The sequence below is a fragment of the Pseudomonas sp. EggHat1 genome (assembly GCF_014892995.1).
Lineage (GTDB): Bacteria > Pseudomonadota > Gammaproteobacteria > Pseudomonadales > Pseudomonadaceae > Aquipseudomonas > Aquipseudomonas chaetocerotis.
The window spans coordinates 124980-141935 of the sequence record NZ_JACKQK010000001.1; the positions used below are offsets into that span (position 1 = coordinate 124980).

Here is a 16956-nt window from a genome sequence, read left to right on the forward strand (position 1 = left end):
GAGCATGAATCGCCCCATCAAGACCCTGTATGTCGCGCTGTTCGCCCTGCTGCTGTTGCCAGTCAGCCTGCTGGCTCTGAGCAAGCTCGGCGCCTACCGCATGCCGGCGCAGCCGAGCGTGCTCGACGGCCGCCTGGCCAAGAGCATCGAGCGTCACTACGACGAGAACTTCCCGCTCAAGCAGGCCGGTATCAACCTCTGGGCCGCCCTCGAATACCTGGCGTTCGGCGAAGGCCGCAGCGGCCTGGTGGTCGGCGAGGACGGCTGGCTGTACTCGGACGAGGAGTTCGACCCGCTGGCCGACGGTCAGCGCCAGCTGCGCGACAACCTGGCGCTGATCCGTGGTGTACAGCGCCAACTGGAGAAACGTGACATCCAGCTGCTGCTGGCCATCGTCCCGGCCAAGACCCGCCTGTACCCGGAACACACCGGCAGCCATCGCCCCAGCGCGCTGCAGCGCAGCCTGTACCCGCGTTTTCACCGCGCGGTGCGTAACGCCGGGATCGCCGCGCCGGACCTGCTCGGCCCGCTGCAGGCAGCCAAGGGCGAAGCACCGATGTTCCTGCGCACCGACACTCACTGGACCCCGGAAGGCGCCGACATCACGGCCCGCGCCCTGAGCGAGGTGGTGCACAGCGCCATGCAGCTGCGTGGCGAGCCACAGCAGTTCGTCACCGAGACCGTGGAAACCCGCTCGCACCAGGGCGACCTGACCCGCTTCCTGCCGCTGGCGCCGCTGTTCGAAAGCCTGATGCCGCAGGCCGACCGCCTGCAGCAGCGCGAAACCCACGCCGCCGAAGGCAGCGACGACGACCTGTTCGGCGACAGCGACCTGCCGGTGACGCTGGTCGGTACCAGCTACAGCGCCAACCCGGCCTGGAACTTCGCGGGTGCCCTGCGTGAACACCTGCAACGCGACCTGGCCAACCACGCCGAGGAAGGCGGCGGCCCGCTGGTACCGATGCTCAAGTACCTGCAAAGCGACGAGCTGAAGAACAACCCACCACAGCTGGTGATCTGGGAATTCCCCGAGCGCTACCTGCCGATGGCCAGCGATTTCACCGATTTCGACCCGCAATGGCTCACCGCACTCAAAGACGGCGGCGAGCGCCAGGGGCTGGCTGCTGCCAGTCACTGATTCATCCCCCAAGGAGGACTATCCGATGACAACTCAAACCACCCTGCGTCGTTTCACTCTGAGCGCCTGCGCCCTGGCCCTGGGCCTCGGCATGCTTCAGGCGCATGCCGATGACGGCGCCCTCTACGGGCCCAAGGCGCCCAAGGGTTCGGCCTTCGTCCGAGCCTACAACGCCAGCAGCGCCGAACTCGATGTCAGCGTCGGCCAGACCCAGCTCAAGCAGATCTCGCCGCTCGGCTCGAGCGACTTCAAGTTCCTCCCGGCCGGCAGCTATCAGGCCCAGGTTGGTAGCGCGCAGATGCCGGTGGACCTGCAGGCCGCGCGTTACTACACCCTGGTCAGTCAGACCGGCGCCAAGCCGCGCCTGGTCGAGGAACCGCCCTTCACCAGCCGGCAGAAAGCCCTGCTGCGCGTGCAGAACCTGACTGACAGCACCCTCAGCTTGAAAACCGCCGACGGCAAGACCGATGTGGTCGCCGATGTGAAGCCGGACGGCCGTGGCGACCGCGAGATCAACCCGGTCAAGGTCGGCCTGGCGCTGTTCGACGGCGAACGCAAGGTCGCCGACCTGAAACCGGTAACGCTGGAACGCGGCGAAGTGGTCAGCCTGTTCGTCACCGGTGGTCAGGGCAAGTTGTCGCCGGTGTGGGTCAAGCGCCCCATCGACGGTTGATGCAGTGAGTTTCTAGAACAAGGAAAACGGCGGGTACACGCCGCACCGACACGACACGGGCAAACCACTTGATCAATCGTTCAGGAGAGACACAACCATGACCCCCATCATCCTATCCGGTGGCAGCGGCTCGCGACTCTGGCCTCTTTCGCGCAAGCTGTATCCCAAGCAGTTCCTCGCCCTGACCGGTGAGCAGACGCTGTTCCAGCAGACCCTGCAGCGCCTCTCCTTCGACGGCATGCAACCGCCAGTGCTGGTGGCCAACCAGGAGCACCGCTTCATCGTGCTCGAGCAACTGGAGCAGATCGGTCAGCAGACGCAAATGCTGCTGCTCGAGCCGTTCGGCCGCAACACCGCCCCCGCCGTGGCCATGGCCGCCCTGCAGCTGGTCGCCGAAGGTCGTGACGAACTGATGCTGGTGCTGCCGGCCGATCACGTACTGGACGACCAGCAAGCCTTCCGCCAGGCCCTGGCGCTGGCCACCGTGGCCGCCGAAAAAGGCGAGATGGTGCTGTTCGGCGTACCGGCCGACCGCCCGGAAACCGGCTACGGCTACATCCGCGGCCAGGCTGACGGCGCCCTGCCCGATGGCGTGGCGCGCGTCGCCAGTTTCGTCGAAAAACCCGACGCCCAACGCGCCACCGAGTATGTGAACAGCGGCGACTATTACTGGAACAGCGGCATGTTCCTGTTCCGCGCCAGCCGCTTCCTCGAAGAGCTTAAGCATCACGATGTGGACATCTACGACACCTGCCTGCTGGCCCTGGAACGCAGCCAGCGCGAGGGCACGCAGATCTCCATCGACCCGGCCACCTTCGCCTGCTGCCCGGACAACTCCATCGACTACGCGGTGATGGAGAAGACCAGCCGCGCCTGCGTGGTGCCGCTCGCCGCCGGCTGGAACGACGTGGGCAGTTGGTCGTCGATCTGGGAAGTGCATGACAAGGACAAGGACGGCAACGTGACCAAGGGCGACGTGGTGCTCGAAGACAGCCGCAACTGCCTGATCCATGGCAACGGCAAGCTGGTCTCGGTGCTGGGCCTGGACGATATCGTCGTCGTGGAAACCAAGGACGCCATGATGGTGGCGCACAAGGACCGCGTGCAGGACGTCAAGAAACTGGTCGGCAAGCTCGACGCGCAGGGCCGCAGCGAGACCCAGAACCATTGCGAAGTGTACCGCCCGTGGGGCTCGTACGACTCGGTGGACATGGGCGGTCGTTTCCAGGTCAAGCACATCACCGTCAAGCCGGGCGCGCAGCTCTCCTTGCAGATGCACCACCACCGTGCCGAGCACTGGATCGTGGTGTCCGGTACGGCCAGGGTGACCTGCGACGACCGTGAGTTCCTGCTCACCGAGAACCAGTCCACCTACATCCCGATGACCTCGGTGCACCGCCTCTCCAACCCGGGCAAGATCCCGCTGGAGATCATCGAGGTGCAGTCCGGCACCTACCTCGGCGAAGACGATATCGAGCGCCTGGAAGACGTGTACGGTCGTAGCGATGCGCTAGCCGCTGGCGCCGCCCACTGAGCTGTTCGTAGCCGGATGCAATACGGGTCGATCTCGGCCCCGGATTGCATCCGGGCTACGCCCCAGTTCATCCAAGGCATGCGCAACGAACTCCCCTCTCCCATTCATGGGAGAGGGGTTGGGGGAGAGGGCAGAAGACGCCACGCCGTTGCAGTTTCTCACTTTCTCTGCCCCTTTCCCGCCAGATGAAGGAAGCTGTCACACCCTGCGACAGCCCACGCGGTTACCCTGACCTGACACCTTGTGTAGGATGAGCGCAGACTTCGCAAAAGGCTGCCCTCATGCTGTTCGGTGTCGTACTCGTCATCACCTGGCTGATCCTGCTGATCCGCTACCCGACCAAGGCGCTGCCGGTGTCCATGGCCGCGCTGGTCGGTCTCGGCCTGGTGGCCACCTGGGTGCTCTGGCAGGAAACTCGCGACGAGCGCTACCTCGCCCATCTCGAACTGCGCTTGCACTACGACCCGCAGCGCTGCCCTGCCGATCGCCCCCTGGCCATCGACCTGAAGAACGGCAGCGACGCAGCCCTGCTTGAGCTGCGCTGGGAAGTCGCCGCCTACCGTCCGGGCAATGCCACCAACCTGGCCCAGCGCCTCTACGAATCGCCGCGCTACAGCGGCCCCGGTGAATTGCTGCCGGGCGCCAGCTGGAGCGACTGCATGCCCCTGCCCGACCTGCGCAGCGGCTATCGCCCGGCGACCCTGGAGTTTCGCGCCGAGCGCCTGCAAGGCAAGTTCATTCGCTGACACCTACTGCACGCCGAACGCAGCCTCGTAGCCCGGATGCAATCCGGGGATGCTGCCTATGGCGGTTCCCGGATTGCATCCGGGCTACGGCATTAAGCGCGTAGGGCGGACTCAGGAGCCTAGGCGAACAGTCCGCCATCACCTCAAGCCAAGCCTGCTAAGCTGCAACCCCATCTCGTCTCAGGGAACCCCGCCATGCCTCAACCCAGCGTCCTGATCACTGGCTGCTCCAGCGGCATCGGCCGCGCTCTGGCCGACGCCTTCAAGGCAGGTGGCTACGCCGTCTGGGCCACGGCGCGCAAGGAGGGCGATCTGGCCGCCCTGCAGCAGGCCGGTTTCAACGCGGTGCAGCTCGACGTCAATGATGGCGAGGCGTTGCAGCAACTGGCCGCACGCCTGAGCGAGGAAATCGGCGGCCTCGATGTGCTGATCAACAACGCGGGTTACGGCGCCATGGGCCCACTGCTCGACGGCGGCGTGGAAGCGATGCAGCGGCAGTTCGAAACCAATGTGTTTTCCATCGTCGGCGTCACCCGCGCGCTCTTCCCGCTGCTGCGCCGCAGCCGTGGTCTGGTGGTGAATATCGGCAGCGTTTCCTCCGTACTGGTGACGCCCTTCGCCGGTGCCTACTGTGCCTCCAAGGCTGCCGTGCATGCATTGAGCGACGCGCTGCGCATGGAGCTGGCGCCCTTCTCCATCGAGGTGATGGAAGTGCAGCCCGGCGCCATCGCCTCCAGCTTCGGCGCCAACGCCAGTCAGCAAGCCGAGGCGCTGATTCGCGAGGATTCGCCCTGGTGGCCGCTACGCGATGGCATCCGCGCCCGCGCCAACGCCTCGCAGGACAACCCGACCCCGACCAGCGAGTTCGCTGCGCAACTGCTGGCCGCCGTACAGCGTGACAAGCGCCCGCGCCTGCTGCGCCTGGGTAATGGCAGCCGCGCCCTGCCATTGCTTGCCACGCTGCTGCCCAAGGCACTGTTACAACGGGTACTGAGCAAACGCTTCGGCCTGGTGCAGCAGCTTTGAGCCAGAGCCTGCCAGTGCGCTACTACGCCGTCGCGGGAGTGATCGCCGCCGTGCTGCTGAACCTGCTGCTGCGCACCTTCGTGCGCCTGGGCGGCGTGTTCACCACATTGCTGATCGCCGCCGCCATCGCGGCCGGCCTGGCGCTGGTGTTTCACTGGCGCCAGGGGCGCGCGCCAAGCAGCGCCGAACGCTGGCGTTTCACCCTGCTCTATGGCGGCGTGCTCGGGCTGCTCTATCTCGGCCTGCTGGCCATGATGTATCTGCAGGACACGCCTAGCCCCATGGGCCTGTTTCTCTTCAGCCTGCATTACCTGTGCTACCCAGTGCTGGCCTGGCTGGCGTTTTCGCCACGCCATGGTCGCTGATCGTTTTGTCAGGATGACTCCGCCATGCTGCACACCCTCGCCGTCGCCAACTACCGCTCGATCAACAGTCTGGTGCTGCCACTGGACCGGCTCAACCTGATCACCGGCGCCAATGGCAGCGGCAAGTCCAACCTCTACCGCGCGCTGCGCCTGCTGGCAGAAACCGCGCAAGGTGGCGTGGTCAACGCGCTGGCACGCGAAGGCGGGCTGGAATCGAGTTTCTGGGCCGGACCGGAGAAGATTTCCCGACGCATGCTGGGCGGCGAGGTGCCCGTGCAGGGTGGCCCGCGGCAGAACGTGATGCGTCTGCGCCTGGGCTTTGCCGGCGAGGATTTCGGCTACGCCATCGCCCTTGGCCTGCCCGAGCCAAGCAGCTCGGCCTTCGCTCTCGACCCGGAGATCAAGCGCGAGTGCATCTGGGCTGGCGCCAGCTACCGCCCTGCCTCGCTGCTGGTGGATCGCGCCGGGCCCATGGTGCGCATCCGTGAAGGTCGCAGCTGGCAGGTACTGGCCCAGCACGTGCCGAACTACGACAGCCTGTTCGACCAGATCGGCAACGACCCGAATTGCCCGGAAGTCTTCCAACTGCGCGAAACCATTCGCCGCTGGCGCTTCTACGATCACTTTCGCAGTGATGCCGAGGCGCCGGCGCGCCAGCCGCAATTGGGCACGCGCACACCGGTGCTGCATCACGATGGCCGCGATCTGGCCGCTGCGCTGCAGACCATCCGCGAGATCGGCGACCGCGCGGCGCTGGACGCCGCCATCGACGACGCCTTCCCCGGCAGCCGCCTGCATATCGATTTTCAGGCCGGCGGGCGCTTCGCCGTGGAACTGCGCCAGGAGGGTTTGCTGCGCCCCTTGAGCGCAGCCGAGCTGTCCGACGGCACGTTGCGCTACCTGCTGCTGGTGGCCGCCCTGCTCACGCCACGGCCGCCCTCACTGATGGTGCTCAACGAACCGGAAACCAGCCTGCACCCGGATCTGTTACCTGCACTTGGCCGGCTGATCATCGCCGCGTCGAAGCAAACGCAGGTGTGGGTCGTCTCTCACGCCAGCCGACTGATCGCCACGCTCAAGGAAAGCCCCGACTGCAACACACTGGAGCTGGACAAACAGCTCGGGCAGACCTGCATACGCGGCCAGGGCATGCTCGACGAGCCGCCCTGGCACTGGCCGGATTGAGCTGCCAGACACCAGGCCCGTAGGAGCCCGCTTGCGGGCGATCAGCCATTGCCAGGCATCGCCGGCCAGCCGGCTCCTACAACGGCCGCCGACAACGCGGCCGCAACCTCACAGCCCGTCGAGATAGCGCTCGACATCCAGCGCCGCCATGCAGCCGGCACCGGCCGAGGTGATCGCCTGGCGATAGACCGAATCGGCCACGTCGCCGGCGGCGAACACACCCGCAATAGTGGTCGCGGTAGCATTGCCCTCGCGCCCACCATTGACCACCAGATAGCCGTCCTTCAGCGCCAACTGGCCTTCGAACAGGCTGGTATTGGGGGTATGGCCGATGGCGACGAAAAGACCATCCACCTGCAGCTCGCGGTAAGCGCCGCCGTATTGCTTCAGACGCACGCCAGTGACGCCGCTGGCATCACCCAGCACCTCGTCCACCTCGGCATTGAGCTGCAGTTCGATCTTGCCTTCGGCGATACGCGCACGCAGCTTGTCCTGCAGGATCTTCTCGGCACGGAAAGTCTCGCGGCGGTGAATCAGGGTCACCTTGCTGGCGATATTGGCCAGGTACAGCGCCTCTTCCACGGCAGTATTGCCGCCACCGACCACCGCGACCTCGCGGCCACGATAGAAGAAGCCATCACAGGTCGCGCACGCCGAAACGCCGCGCCCCATGAACGCCTCCTCACTGGGCAGCCCCAGGTAACGCGCACTGGCGCCGGTGGCGATGATCAGCGCATCGCAGCTGTAGGTGGCACTGTCACCGACCAGGGTGAAGGGCTTGCCGGCCAGGTCCACGGCATTGATGTGATCGAAGACGATCTCGGTCTCGAAGCGCTCGGCGTGTTCCTGCATGCGCTGCATAAGCGCCGGCCCGGTCAGGCCGTGGGGATCGCCCGGCCAGTTGTCCACCTCGGTGGTGGTGGTCAGTTGGCCACCGGCCTGGATGCCGGTGATCAGCAGCGGTTTCAGGTTGGCGCGCGCGGCATACACCGCTGCGCTGTAACCGGCAGGGCCGGAACCCAGAATGATGACACGGGCATGACGAACGGCAGACATCGCTAACTCCTCGCAAGCCCATAGGGCCGGCAGGCCAGATAAAAAGGGACTCTCGAAGCACTAGGGGAAGGCTTGGAACGTTGAGAGCCCCGCAAAAGGAAAGCCCTACGGAAACACTGAAAAGGCCGTCATGCCCGCGCAGGCGGGCATCCAGAACCTACGAATCACCTGGGCTCCCGCCTTCGCGGGAGTGACGATGAATGGCTTTTTTCAGGAAATCCCTGAAGGGAAACTGGACGCAAGGCTATCGGGGCGGTGTGCGAAGCGGAAATATCCATTACCAATTCCGCGAATAGAATCCGCCTATTACCGTCGGGGTTGAACCTTGCTCCATGGCTGAACTTTCACCGCGCGGGCAAAGTCGGTATGGTCGCGCGCATCAACTACTCAGGAGACCACCATGCCCGCCGCTCCCGTCCTGTCCGGCCCGCAATACCTGCGAGAAGGCCTGAAACTGGTACTCAGCCCTGGTCTGCGCCTGTTCGTGTTGCTGCCGCTGACGGTCAACCTGCTCCTGTTCGTTACCCTGATCAGCTTTGCCGTGCAGCAATTCAGCGGCTGGGTCGATACCTTCATGCCCACACTGCCGAGCTGGCTGAGCTTTCTGCAGTACATCCTCTGGCCACTGTTCGTGGTGCTGGTGCTGCTGATGGTGTTCTTCACCTTCACGATGCTGGCCAACATCATCGCCGCGCCGTTCAACGGCTTTCTCGCGGAGAAGGTCGAAGTGGTAGCACGCGGTGAAGATCATTTCCCGCCATTCAGCTGGGCCGAACTGGCAGCCATGGTGCCGCGCACCATGGGCCGCGAGATGCGCAAGCTGGCGTACTTCCTGCCACGCGCCATCGGCCTGCTGATCCTCAGTTTCATCCCGGTGGTGAACCTGATCGCTGCGCCGCTGTGGCTGCTGTTCGGCGTGTGGATGATGGCCGTGCAGTACATCGACTACCCAGCGGACAACAACAAGATGAGCTGGCAGGACATGCTCGCCTGGCTGCGCGAGAAGCGCTGGCAGAGCCTGAGCTTCGGCGGCATTACCTACGCCGCCCTGTTGGTGCCGGGACTGAACATCCTGATGATGCCGGCGGCAGTGGCCGGTGCCACGCTATTCTGGGTACGCGAGCGCGGCGAGCAGGCGCTAGGTTCGCGCAAGGACATCGTGTAACGCCTGCATCGACGCCTGCGACTCGCGCTCGATGCGCCGGCGCATGAACAGGTCATTGGCCAGGCGCATCGGCCAGCCGGCGAAACCGTATTCGAGGGTGCGCACGAACTCGCAGCCGCCCTCGACCGCCACGCACTCGTAGGTGAGCAGCAGGTGCAGGCCATGATCACCCTGCGCACTGGCCTGCCAACGCTGGGCCGGCTGATGGTCGAGCACGTCCCAGCGCAGATGCCCGGCGCGACCGCCGGCATGAATGTCTTCCTCGAAGCGCTCACCCGCGAGCAAGGCCCCTTCGCGCCCATAGATGCGCAGTGACGACGGGTGCCACTGCGGCCAATGACTCGGCGCCGCGGCGTATTCCAGCACGCGCGCGGCAGGCCGGGCGATGCGAATGCGGTGCTGCTGGCGGTTCTGCTGATGGATCGCCTCAGGCTCCCAGTGCAGGGTGCCATGCAGCCAGTCCATCAGCGGATGGACGATGCCGAAGTTGCGCGAATGCATCAGCTCACGGCGATGGTGCAGCGCATGCAGGCGGCGCATCTGGCGAATCCACGGCAAGCGCGAAACCGGGTGCTCGGCCGGCAGGTGCTCGCAGGCATGCACCACTTCATAGCTCATGTAGCCCAGCAGCATGCTGCCGGCGAACAACGCGGCGAGGTTGCCGTCGAGATGGGACAACAGCCACCAGGCGGCGAACAACGGCAGGCTGTAGAGCACGATCAGCCAGGCCGGAAAGAGGATCACCCGCCAGTCGCGCGCCGTCTCGTAGGGCATCAGCGTCTCGACGAAGAAGCTGTGGTGATCGCCGGTGTGGCGTTTGTAGAAGAGATTGCCGAAGCGCGTCTTGTTGTGGCCGAGGCGCTTGTGCACCTGGTACTCACCCCAACTGAAGAACACCAGCGTCACCGGCACCTGCAGCCACTGCCAGGGCGCCACAGCTTCCAGCGTGCTCCCGAGCCACCCGATGCAGAGCAGCCCGTAAGCCAGTACGAATGCGGCATGCAGCCAGGGGTTGTACCGCGGATGGATGGCAGCCCGGTAATCGCTGCGAAAAGCCTGGGCATTGTCATTGTTGTAGGCCATGGCGCTCTCCTGTGGATTGACAGCAGTCTAGGCCCGGCCAAATCATTCGAATAATGGATATTTGAAAAGAGCATTATCCGTGATAACGAATTTACGTCAGCTCGACCTCAACCTGCTGCTGGTCTTCGACGCCCTGATGCAGGAAGGCAATCTGACCCGCGCCGCCCAACGCCTGCACCTGAGTCAGTCAACCGTGAGCAACGCCCTCGCCCGCCTGCGCCAGCAACTGGGCGAGGAGCTGTTCCAGCGCACCGCCCGCGGCATGACCCCGACCGCGCGCGCCCTGGCCCTCTACCCACCCGTGCGCCAGGCGCTGCAATTGCTGCAGGCCGGCCTCGGTCCGGCAGAACCCTTCGATGCGCGGACGCCACATGTGTTCAGCCTGTCGCTCAACGACTACGCCCAGGCCGCGCTGTTGCCGATGCTGCAGGCGCACCTGGCCCGCGTCGCGCCGCTTTTCGCCCTGCAGGTCGCACCATTGCCCTTCGACATGCCGGCCGTGCAGATCAGCCTGATCTGGCACCGCCAGCAGCACCACGACCCGGCACATGCCTGGCTGCGTGAACAACTGCACGGCCTGCTTGCCTGACATATAAACGCAATCGAAACGTCATGTTCACTACATGACCTGAGCAGAGACTGCTTGCATGAACGCACCTTCTCTGCACATCGCGCTGATCAGCGAAACCTTCCCGCCGGAAATCAACGGCGTGGCCAATACCCTCGGCCGCCTGGTCGACGGCCTGCGCAGCCGCGGCCATCGCGTGCAACTGGTGCGGCCACGCCAGGAGGTCGATCAGGAACAGGACGCCGGCAATGATCTGCTGCTCACGCGTGGCTGGCCGCTACCCGGCTACCCCGGCCTGCAATGGGGTCAGTCATCCCTGCACAAGCTGCTCAGGCGCTGGCAACGGCAGCGACCGGATGTGCTCTATATCGCTACCGAAGGTCCGCTGGGCCTGTCCGCTTTGCGCGCAGCCAGGCGCCTGGCGATCCCGGTGGTCAGCGGTTTTCACACCAACTTCCAGCAGTACACCGGACACTACGGCATCGGCCTGCTGACGCGGGCGATGACCAACTACCTGCGCTGGTTCCACAACCGCACGCAGCTGACGCTGGTGCCGAGCATCGGCCAGAAGGTCGACCTCGAACGCCGCGATTTCGAACGCCTGGCCCTGCTTGCCCGTGGCGTCGACAGTCAGTTGTTTCACCCAAGCAGACGCAACGAGGCCCTGCGTGAAAGCTGGGGCCTGGGGCCGGATGATCTGGCGGTGCTGCATGTCGGTCGCCTGGCGGCAGAGAAGAACCTCGGCCTGCTGGTCAAGGCCTTCCACGCCCTGCAGAAGGCACACCCACAACGACGCATGCGCCTGATTATGGTCGGCGACGGACCGCTGCGTGCCAGCCTCCAGGCGCAATTACCAGACGCACTGTTCTGCGGCCTGCAACGCGGTGAAGCGCTGGCCACGCACTACGCTTCGGGCGATCTGTTCCTGTTTCCCAGCCTCTCGGAAACCTTCGGCAACGTGGTGCTGGAAGCCCTGGCATCGAGTCTTGCCGTGGTGGCATTCGACCAGGCGGCGGCCGCCCAGCATATTCATCACGGCCACAATGGCATGCTCGCTCGCCCTGGCGACGAAGCCGGTTTCTGCGAAGCCGCCTGTGAGTTGCTGGATGATGCCGAAGTGCTACGGCGCATACGTCTCAATGCGCGCCGGCATGCCAGCCACCTGAGTTGGGACGGCATCGTCGCGTTGTTCGAACAGCACCTGCGCAGCGCCATGCAACCTCAGGTCAGCGTTGAAGCAGCGCTTGCCGGTAGGGCGGGTGAAACCCGCCATTGAAGGGCGGCGGGTTTCACCCGCCCTACGCCAGCACATCCGCTCAAAACATGCGGACGTAAAAAAGCCCCGATGTGCCGGGGCTGAAAATGGGGCGCCGGATCGCAACGCCCGCTAGAAACAGAGTCAGACCAGCGTGGTCAGCGCATCACGACTGAACGGCAGGATGTCCTGCTCACGACCTTCACGCACCTTCAGCGCCCAGTCCGGGTCGACCAGCAGTGCACGCCCCACGGCCACCAGGTCGAACTCCTCCTTGTTCAGGCGCTCGAGCAGATTCTCGAGGCTGGCAGGCTCGGCCACCTTGTCGGTCTTGACCATGAACTGCAAAAACTCGCCATCCAGGCCGACGCTGCCGACGGTGATGGTCGGCTTGCCGGTGAGCTTGCGCGTCCAACCCGCCAGGTTGAGGTCGCTGCCTTCGAACTCCGGCTCCCAGAAGCGACGCGTCGAGCAATGGAAGATGTCCACGCCAGCATCGGACAGCGGCTTGAGGAAGGCCTCCAGCTGCTCCGGGGTCTGCACCAGGCGCGCGGTGTAATCCTGCTGCTTCCACTGCGAGAACCGCAGGATGATCGGGAAATCCGGGCCGACCGCCGCGCGCACCGCCTGGATCAGCTCGATGGCAAAACGCGAACGCGCCGCCAGATCGCCGCCGTACTGGTCGGTGCGCTGGTTGCTGCCCTCCCAGAAGAACTGGTCGATCAGGTAACCGTGGGCGCCGTGGATCTCCACGCCGTCCATGCCGATGGCCTTGGCATCGCGTGCAGCCTGGGCGAAGGCAGCGATCACCTCATCGATATCGGCCTGGGTCATGCCATGCACGACCACTTCACCGTCCTTGAGCTTTTCCATCGGGCCATAGCCCGGCACGCTGGCATCCGGCTCGGTGCCCAAACGGCGCACGTTACCCACGTGCCAGAGCTGCGGAACGATCTTGCCGCCTTCGGCATGCACGGCGTCGACCACCTGCTTCCAGCCGGCCAGGGCATCTTCGCCATAGAAACGCGGCACGTTCGGGTAGCCGTTGGCGGCCTTGTGGCCGACGGTGGTGCCTTCGGTAACGATCAGGCCCACGCCCGCAGCCGCGCGGCGACGGTAGTACTCGATGACCTTGGCGTTGGGCACGCCGCCGGGCGAGAAGGAACGGGTCATCGGCGCCATGACCACGCGGGTCGGCAGCTCCAGGTTACCGAGACGGAACGGGGCGAACAGGGCTTGAACGGGAGCGCTCATCATCTTTCCTCTGGGGTTGAAGGGTAATCAGGCCTGCAGCAAACGCTCCAGGCGGGTGACGAAAGCTTCCAGCGGCTGCAGGTTACGGCCCACCTTGAGGCGGGCGAGCACGCCCTGCCAGGCGTCGCTGATAAAGGTGGCGAGGTTGCCGCAGTCCTCGTCAGCCGACAGTTCACCGGCAGCCTGCGCCTGCTCCAGGCAGTCACGCAGAATGTCCACCGAAGTCTGCTGAATAGCTGCGACCTCGGCGCCGATGGCCGGCAGCATCTCGCTCATCTCGAAACTCAGGCTGCCGATGAAACAGTGATATTGCGGCGTCTCCTGCCGGGCGAAATGCGCCAGCAGGTCGCGGTAATAGCCGAGGATGCGCGCACGCGGGCTCGCCGCCGGGTCGTTCAACGCCTGGGCGTAGCGCGCCAGGCGTGGCCGATAGATGAAGGCCAGCGCCTGCAGGGCGAAGTCTTCCTTGCTGGCGAAGTAGTGATAGAAGCTGCCCTTGGGAATCCCGGCCGCCTGGACGATCTCCAGCACGCCGGTGCCGTGGTAGCCACGGCGCGTCATCACCGCCGAGCCTTTGCTCAGGATCAGGTCGCGCTTGTCGAGTCGAATGCTGTTCATGGCGCCGAGCATATGACCGGTCGTCTCGCTTGTGACAGCACTATTGATATTGGTGATTGAGGTCTAGAACGCAGCACCCGGATGGATAGACCCTTCGAGCCCTACGCCACTGTGAATCGATGAAGCGTGATCCGCCGGCCGCAGGACATGGAACAACCGCGAACCTGTGGGAGCGGCTTCAGCCGCGATGCATTTCGCGGCTAAAGCCGCTCCCACAGCCCATACAGATCGCTGTGCCAGCTATTTTTCGGATGTACATAGGCGGCTGGGCGGACGCTGATCTGGTGGATCGACAGAGCGTGATCCACCCCACGCTCAGGGCTGCAGCCAGATCAGCGAAGCGAAACGCCCGGTGCGGGCATTGCGGCGATAGGAGTAGAAACGCGGATCGTTGTAGGTACACAGGCCACCGCCGCTGACGGCGGTCACGCCGATGGCAGCCAGGCGGATGCGCGCCAGCTGGTAGATATCGGCCATGAACTTGCTGGCATTGGCGCTGGGCACGAATGCGCTGGCAGCCTCGGCATGTTGCTGCACGAAGGCCTCGCGCACTTCACCACCGACCTCGAACGCGGCCGGGCCGATGGCCGGGCCGAGCCAGACCAGCAATTCCTGCGGTGCGACGTCCAGCGCCTGTACAGTCGCCTCCAGCACGCCACCGGCCAAACCGCGCCAGCCGGCATGGGCCGCCGCCACACGCGTACCGGTGCGGTCGCAAAACAATGCTGGCAGGCAATCGGCAGTCATCGCCGTGCAGGCGATACCGGGCGTGGCTGTCCAGTTGCCATCGGCTTCGATGACAGTTGAAGGATCAGCTGGTGCCACGACGGTGCCATGCACCTGACGCAACCAGGCTGGCTGGCAACCCAGGGCATCGACCAGATGCTGGCGGTTGCTGGTCACTGCAATCGGGTCATCCTCGACATGATCGCCCAGGTTGAAGCTATCGAACGGCGCAGCACTGACGCCGCCGCTACGCGTGGTAACGCAGGCGCGCACGTTGGCCGGCGCAGGCCAATCAGGAATGAGCCAGTCGTGGGCACTCACCCGACGAAGGCCTCGCGATCCTGACGCAACAGGGTCAGCAGCCAGACCAGATCATCCGGCAGTTCCGACTCCCACTTCATGCGCTTGCCGGTAGCCGGGTGATCCAGTTCGAGGAAACGCGCGTGCAACGCCTGACGCGGGAACTCCTTGAGGCTCTGCACCAGTGTCGGGCTGGCGGCTGGCGGAATGCGGAAACGACCGGCGTAGACCGGATCGCCTACCAGCGGGTAACCAACGTGGGTCATGTGCACACGAATCTGGTGGGTACGCCCGGTTTCCAGCTTGACCCGTACATGGGTGTGCGAGCGGTAGCGTTCAAGCACCCGGTAGTGACTGATCGCCGGCTTGCCGCCGTCAGTCACCGCCATGCGCTGACGCTGGCTGGAGCTGCGGCCGATCGGCGCATCGATGGTGCCGCCAGCAGTGATCACGCCAATGCAGACGCATTCATAAATGCGGCTGACGCTGCGTTTCTGCAGCTGTTCGACCAGGTTGGTCTGCGCCTGCAGGGTCTTGGCCACCACCATCAGGCCGGTGGTGTCCTTGTCCAGACGATGGACGATGCCGGCGCGCGGCACATTGATGATGTCCGGGACGTGATGCAGCAGGGCATTGAGCAGCGTGCCATCGGCATGCCCGGCAGCCGGATGCACCACCAGGCCAGCCGGCTTGTCGATCACCAGCAGGTGCTCGTCTTCATAGACGATGTTCAGTTCGATGTCCTGCGCGATCCACTCGCCCTGCGCCTCCTGCTCGGCATCGAGCACCAGGGTCGAGCCGGCATGCACGGTGTCGCGCGGGCGCGCCACGGCGCCGTCGACGGTCAGACGACCATCCTTGATCCAGGTGGAAAGGCGCGAACGGGAGAACTCGCCAAACAGCTGCGCAGCCACCTGGTCGAGGCGTTGACCGCCCTGTTCAAAGGGGACAATGGCTTGGAGTTGGATCAGCTGTTTCTTTATAGAAGTCATCTTCGGCAACGGCGGGAGCCTGGCCTTTGGTTTCGGCGACAGGCTTGTGGTTAAATACGGCGTCTTTGCCCCAGGGGTTTCCGGGGGCGCTCATCATAACAGGACGGCCGCGCGGCCGTCACAGGGACGCAAGCCGCCATGCAAGTGAAACACCTGCTGCTGATCGCCATCCTCGCCCTTACCGCCGCCTGCTCCTCCAAGCAGCCGGAGGTCGATGAAAACCTCAGCGAGGTGGAGCTGTACCAGCAGGCCCAGGCCGACCTGGACAACCGCAGCTACACCCAGGCCACCGCCAAACTGAAGGCGCTGGAATCGCGCTATCCGTTCGGACGCTATGCCGAGCAGGCGCAACTGGAACTGATCTACGCCTACTACAAGAATGCCGAGCCGGAAGCCGCCAAGTCTTCGGCTGAGCGCTTCATCCGTCTGCACCCGCAACACGCCAACGTCGACTACGCCTACTATCTCAAGGGCCTGGCTTCCTTCGACCAGGACCGTGGCCTGCTGGCGCGCTTCCTGCCGCTGGACATGACCAAGCGTGACCCAGGCGCCGCGCGCGATTCCTACAACGAGTTCGCTCAGCTCACCAGCCGTTACCCGACCAGCCGTTACGCCCCGGACGCCAAACAGCGCATGATCTACCTGCGCAACCTGCTGGCTGCCTATGAGATACATGTCGGCCACTACTACCTGACCCGCCAGGCCTATGTCGCTGCCGCCAACCGTGGCCGCTACGTGGTGGAAAACTTTCAGGAAACCCCGTCGGTCGGTGACGGCCTGGCGATCATGACCGAGGCCTATCAGCGCCTGTCCCTGGACGACCTGGCTGCCACCAGCCTGGAAACCCTCAAGCTCAACTACCCTGACCATCCGAGCCTGGAAAGCGGCGAGTTCGTCCCGCTCGAAGAGGAAGCAGACAACCGCTCCTGGCTGGCCAAGGCCACCCTGGGCCTGATCGAAACCGACACGCCGCTGCCGCCGGGTGAAACCCGCGCCAGCCAGGACGTGGTTCGTCAGTACGAGGAAGCCGAGCAGCAGATACCGCGCGAACTGCAGCAGGACGCCAAGACTGGCGAAACCGCCAAGAAGCGCTCGATCTGGAGCTACATGACCTTCGGTCTGTTCGACTGATCGACGCGTCAGTGCAGAAGGGAGGCCACGGCCTCCCTTTTTTGTGCCCGTGAATTCATCCAGGCTACGGGCCCGACTCCGACTTGCAGCCCGTCCCCCTCGGAATCAGCTCACAGCCTGCCACCGCCCCTCTGTGCCGAT

The 16956-nt window shown here is 64.7% G+C and carries 16 protein-coding genes and 1 pseudogene; 11 read left to right on the forward strand and 6 right to left on the reverse strand.

Annotated elements, in window-relative coordinates:
* The first annotated feature begins 4 nt into the window (after positions 1–4).
* The 7 genes from INS93_RS00625 (at position 5) to INS93_RS00655 (ending at position 6667) form a co-directional block, all read left to right on the forward strand.
* Positions 5–1138 (forward strand): alginate O-acetyltransferase, encoded by a 1134-nt coding sequence (locus INS93_RS00625; RefSeq protein WP_192979933.1) that lies wholly within the window; start codon positions 5–7, stop codon positions 1136–1138.
* Between the two features lie 25 nt (positions 1139–1163).
* Positions 1164–1811, forward strand: coding sequence for an alginate O-acetyltransferase AlgF (locus INS93_RS00630; protein ID WP_192979934.1), 648 nt, complete (start codon positions 1164–1166; stop codon positions 1809–1811).
* Between the two features lie 97 nt (positions 1812–1908).
* Positions 1909–3345, forward strand: a complete 1437-nt coding sequence (locus INS93_RS00635) for a mannose-1-phosphate guanylyltransferase/mannose-6-phosphate isomerase (RefSeq protein WP_192979935.1) — start codon at positions 1909–1911, stop codon at positions 3343–3345.
* Between the two features lie 281 nt (positions 3346–3626).
* A complete protein-coding gene (locus INS93_RS00640; protein ID WP_160019566.1) occupies positions 3627–4091 on the forward strand; it encodes a multidrug transporter in 465 nt (154 codons plus the stop codon).
* 195 nt (positions 4092–4286) lie between these two features.
* Positions 4287–5117, forward strand: coding sequence for an SDR family oxidoreductase (locus tag INS93_RS00645; protein WP_192979936.1), 831 nt, complete (start codon positions 4287–4289; stop codon positions 5115–5117).
* The gene (locus tag INS93_RS00650; RefSeq protein ID WP_192979937.1) at positions 5114–5482 is read left to right on the forward strand and encodes a hypothetical protein; all 369 of its coding nucleotides are present in this window, start codon (positions 5114–5116) and stop codon (positions 5480–5482) included. Before INS93_RS00645 ends, INS93_RS00650 begins: the two co-directional genes overlap by 4 nt.
* Before the next feature lie 24 nt (positions 5483–5506).
* The gene (locus tag INS93_RS00655; protein ID WP_192979938.1) at positions 5507–6667 is read left to right on the forward strand and encodes an AAA family ATPase; all 1161 of its coding nucleotides are present in this window, start codon (positions 5507–5509) and stop codon (positions 6665–6667) included.
* A 108-nt stretch (positions 6668–6775) separates the two neighbouring features.
* Here INS93_RS00655 and trxB read toward each other — a convergent pair whose 3' ends face one another.
* On the reverse strand, positions 6776–7723 hold the full coding sequence (gene trxB / locus INS93_RS00660; RefSeq protein WP_192979939.1) for a thioredoxin-disulfide reductase: 948 nt from the start codon (positions 7721–7723) through the stop codon (positions 6776–6778).
* 400 nt (positions 7724–8123) lie between these two features.
* Between trxB and cysZ the strand changes: the two genes are divergently transcribed.
* Positions 8124–8888 carry a sulfate transporter CysZ gene (cysZ, locus tag INS93_RS00665; RefSeq protein WP_192979940.1) on the forward strand — a complete coding sequence of 255 codons (765 nt, stop codon included), beginning with the start codon at positions 8124–8126 and terminating at the stop codon, positions 8886–8888.
* Here cysZ and INS93_RS00670 read toward each other — a convergent pair.
* Complete coding sequence (locus tag INS93_RS00670) at positions 8862–9971, reverse strand: SRPBCC family protein (RefSeq protein WP_192979941.1); 1110 nt, start codon at positions 9969–9971, stop codon at positions 8862–8864. The two genes, cysZ and INS93_RS00670, sit on opposite strands and share 27 nt — an antisense overlap.
* 79 nt (positions 9972–10050) lie before the next feature.
* On the opposite strand from INS93_RS00670, the pseudogene INS93_RS00675 reads away from it, so the two are divergent.
* Positions 10051–10449 (forward strand): annotated as a pseudogene (locus INS93_RS00675) (LysR family transcriptional regulator); the annotation flags it as partial.
* Between the two features lie 169 nt (positions 10450–10618).
* Complete coding sequence (locus INS93_RS00680; protein ID WP_192979943.1) at positions 10619–11815, forward strand: glycosyltransferase family 4 protein; 1197 nt, start codon at positions 10619–10621, stop codon at positions 11813–11815.
* Between the two features lie 123 nt (positions 11816–11938).
* Here the strand turns inward: INS93_RS00680 and INS93_RS00685 are convergent, their stop codons facing one another.
* The 4 genes from INS93_RS00685 to rluD form a co-directional block, all read right to left on the reverse strand.
* Positions 11939–13048 (reverse strand): NADH:flavin oxidoreductase, encoded by a 1110-nt coding sequence (locus tag INS93_RS00685; protein ID WP_192979944.1) that lies wholly within the window; start codon positions 13046–13048, stop codon positions 11939–11941.
* A 27-nt stretch (positions 13049–13075) separates the two neighbouring features.
* On the reverse strand, positions 13076–13666 hold the full coding sequence (locus INS93_RS00690; protein WP_226945268.1) for a TetR/AcrR family transcriptional regulator: 591 nt from the start codon (positions 13664–13666) through the stop codon (positions 13076–13078).
* A 315-nt stretch (positions 13667–13981) separates the two neighbouring features.
* Positions 13982–14713, reverse strand: a complete 732-nt coding sequence (pgeF, locus tag INS93_RS00695; protein WP_192979946.1) for a peptidoglycan editing factor PgeF — start codon at positions 14711–14713, stop codon at positions 13982–13984.
* Complete coding sequence (gene rluD / locus INS93_RS00700) at positions 14710–15684, reverse strand: 23S rRNA pseudouridine(1911/1915/1917) synthase RluD (protein WP_192979947.1); 975 nt, start codon at positions 15682–15684, stop codon at positions 14710–14712. Before rluD ends, pgeF begins: the two co-directional genes overlap by 4 nt.
* A gap of 138 nt (positions 15685–15822) precedes the next feature.
* On the opposite strand from rluD, the gene INS93_RS00705 reads away from it, so the two are divergent.
* A complete protein-coding gene (locus tag INS93_RS00705; protein ID WP_160019553.1) occupies positions 15823–16815 on the forward strand; it encodes an outer membrane protein assembly factor BamD in 993 nt (330 codons plus the stop codon).
* Positions 16816–16956: the final 141 nt, after the last annotated feature.

What these genes read in the sequence shown, in the direction of transcription:
- INS93_RS00625 (WP_192979933.1), top strand. Translation starts at nt 5, where the DNA reads ATGAATCGCCCCATCAAGACCCTGTATGTCGCGCTGTTCGCCCTGCTG.
- INS93_RS00630 (WP_192979934.1), top strand. Translation starts at nt 1,164, where the DNA reads ATGACAACTCAAACCACCCTGCGTCGTTTCACTCTGAGCGCCTGCGCC.
- INS93_RS00635 (WP_192979935.1), top strand. Translation starts at nt 1,909, where the DNA reads ATGACCCCCATCATCCTATCCGGTGGCAGCGGCTCGCGACTCTGGCCT.
- INS93_RS00640 (WP_160019566.1), top strand. Translation starts at nt 3,627, where the DNA reads ATGCTGTTCGGTGTCGTACTCGTCATCACCTGGCTGATCCTGCTGATC.
- INS93_RS00645 (WP_192979936.1), top strand. Translation starts at nt 4,287, where the DNA reads ATGCCTCAACCCAGCGTCCTGATCACTGGCTGCTCCAGCGGCATCGGC.
- INS93_RS00655 (WP_192979938.1), top strand. Translation starts at nt 5,507, where the DNA reads ATGCTGCACACCCTCGCCGTCGCCAACTACCGCTCGATCAACAGTCTG.
- trxB (WP_192979939.1), bottom strand. Translation starts at nt 7,723, where the DNA reads ATGTCTGCCGTTCGTCATGCCCGTGTCATCATTCTGGGTTCCGGCCCT.
- cysZ (WP_192979940.1), top strand. Translation starts at nt 8,124, where the DNA reads ATGCCCGCCGCTCCCGTCCTGTCCGGCCCGCAATACCTGCGAGAAGGC.
- INS93_RS00670 (WP_192979941.1), bottom strand. Translation starts at nt 9,971, where the DNA reads ATGGCCTACAACAATGACAATGCCCAGGCTTTTCGCAGCGATTACCGG.
- INS93_RS00680 (WP_192979943.1), top strand. Translation starts at nt 10,619, where the DNA reads ATGAACGCACCTTCTCTGCACATCGCGCTGATCAGCGAAACCTTCCCG.
- INS93_RS00685 (WP_192979944.1), bottom strand. Translation starts at nt 13,048, where the DNA reads ATGAGCGCTCCCGTTCAAGCCCTGTTCGCCCCGTTCCGTCTCGGTAAC.
- INS93_RS00690 (WP_226945268.1), bottom strand. Translation starts at nt 13,666, where the DNA reads ATGAACAGCATTCGACTCGACAAGCGCGACCTGATCCTGAGCAAAGGC.
- rluD (WP_192979947.1), bottom strand. Translation starts at nt 15,684, where the DNA reads ATGACTTCTATAAAGAAACAGCTGATCCAACTCCAAGCCATTGTCCCC.
- INS93_RS00705 (WP_160019553.1), top strand. Translation starts at nt 15,823, where the DNA reads ATGCAAGTGAAACACCTGCTGCTGATCGCCATCCTCGCCCTTACCGCC.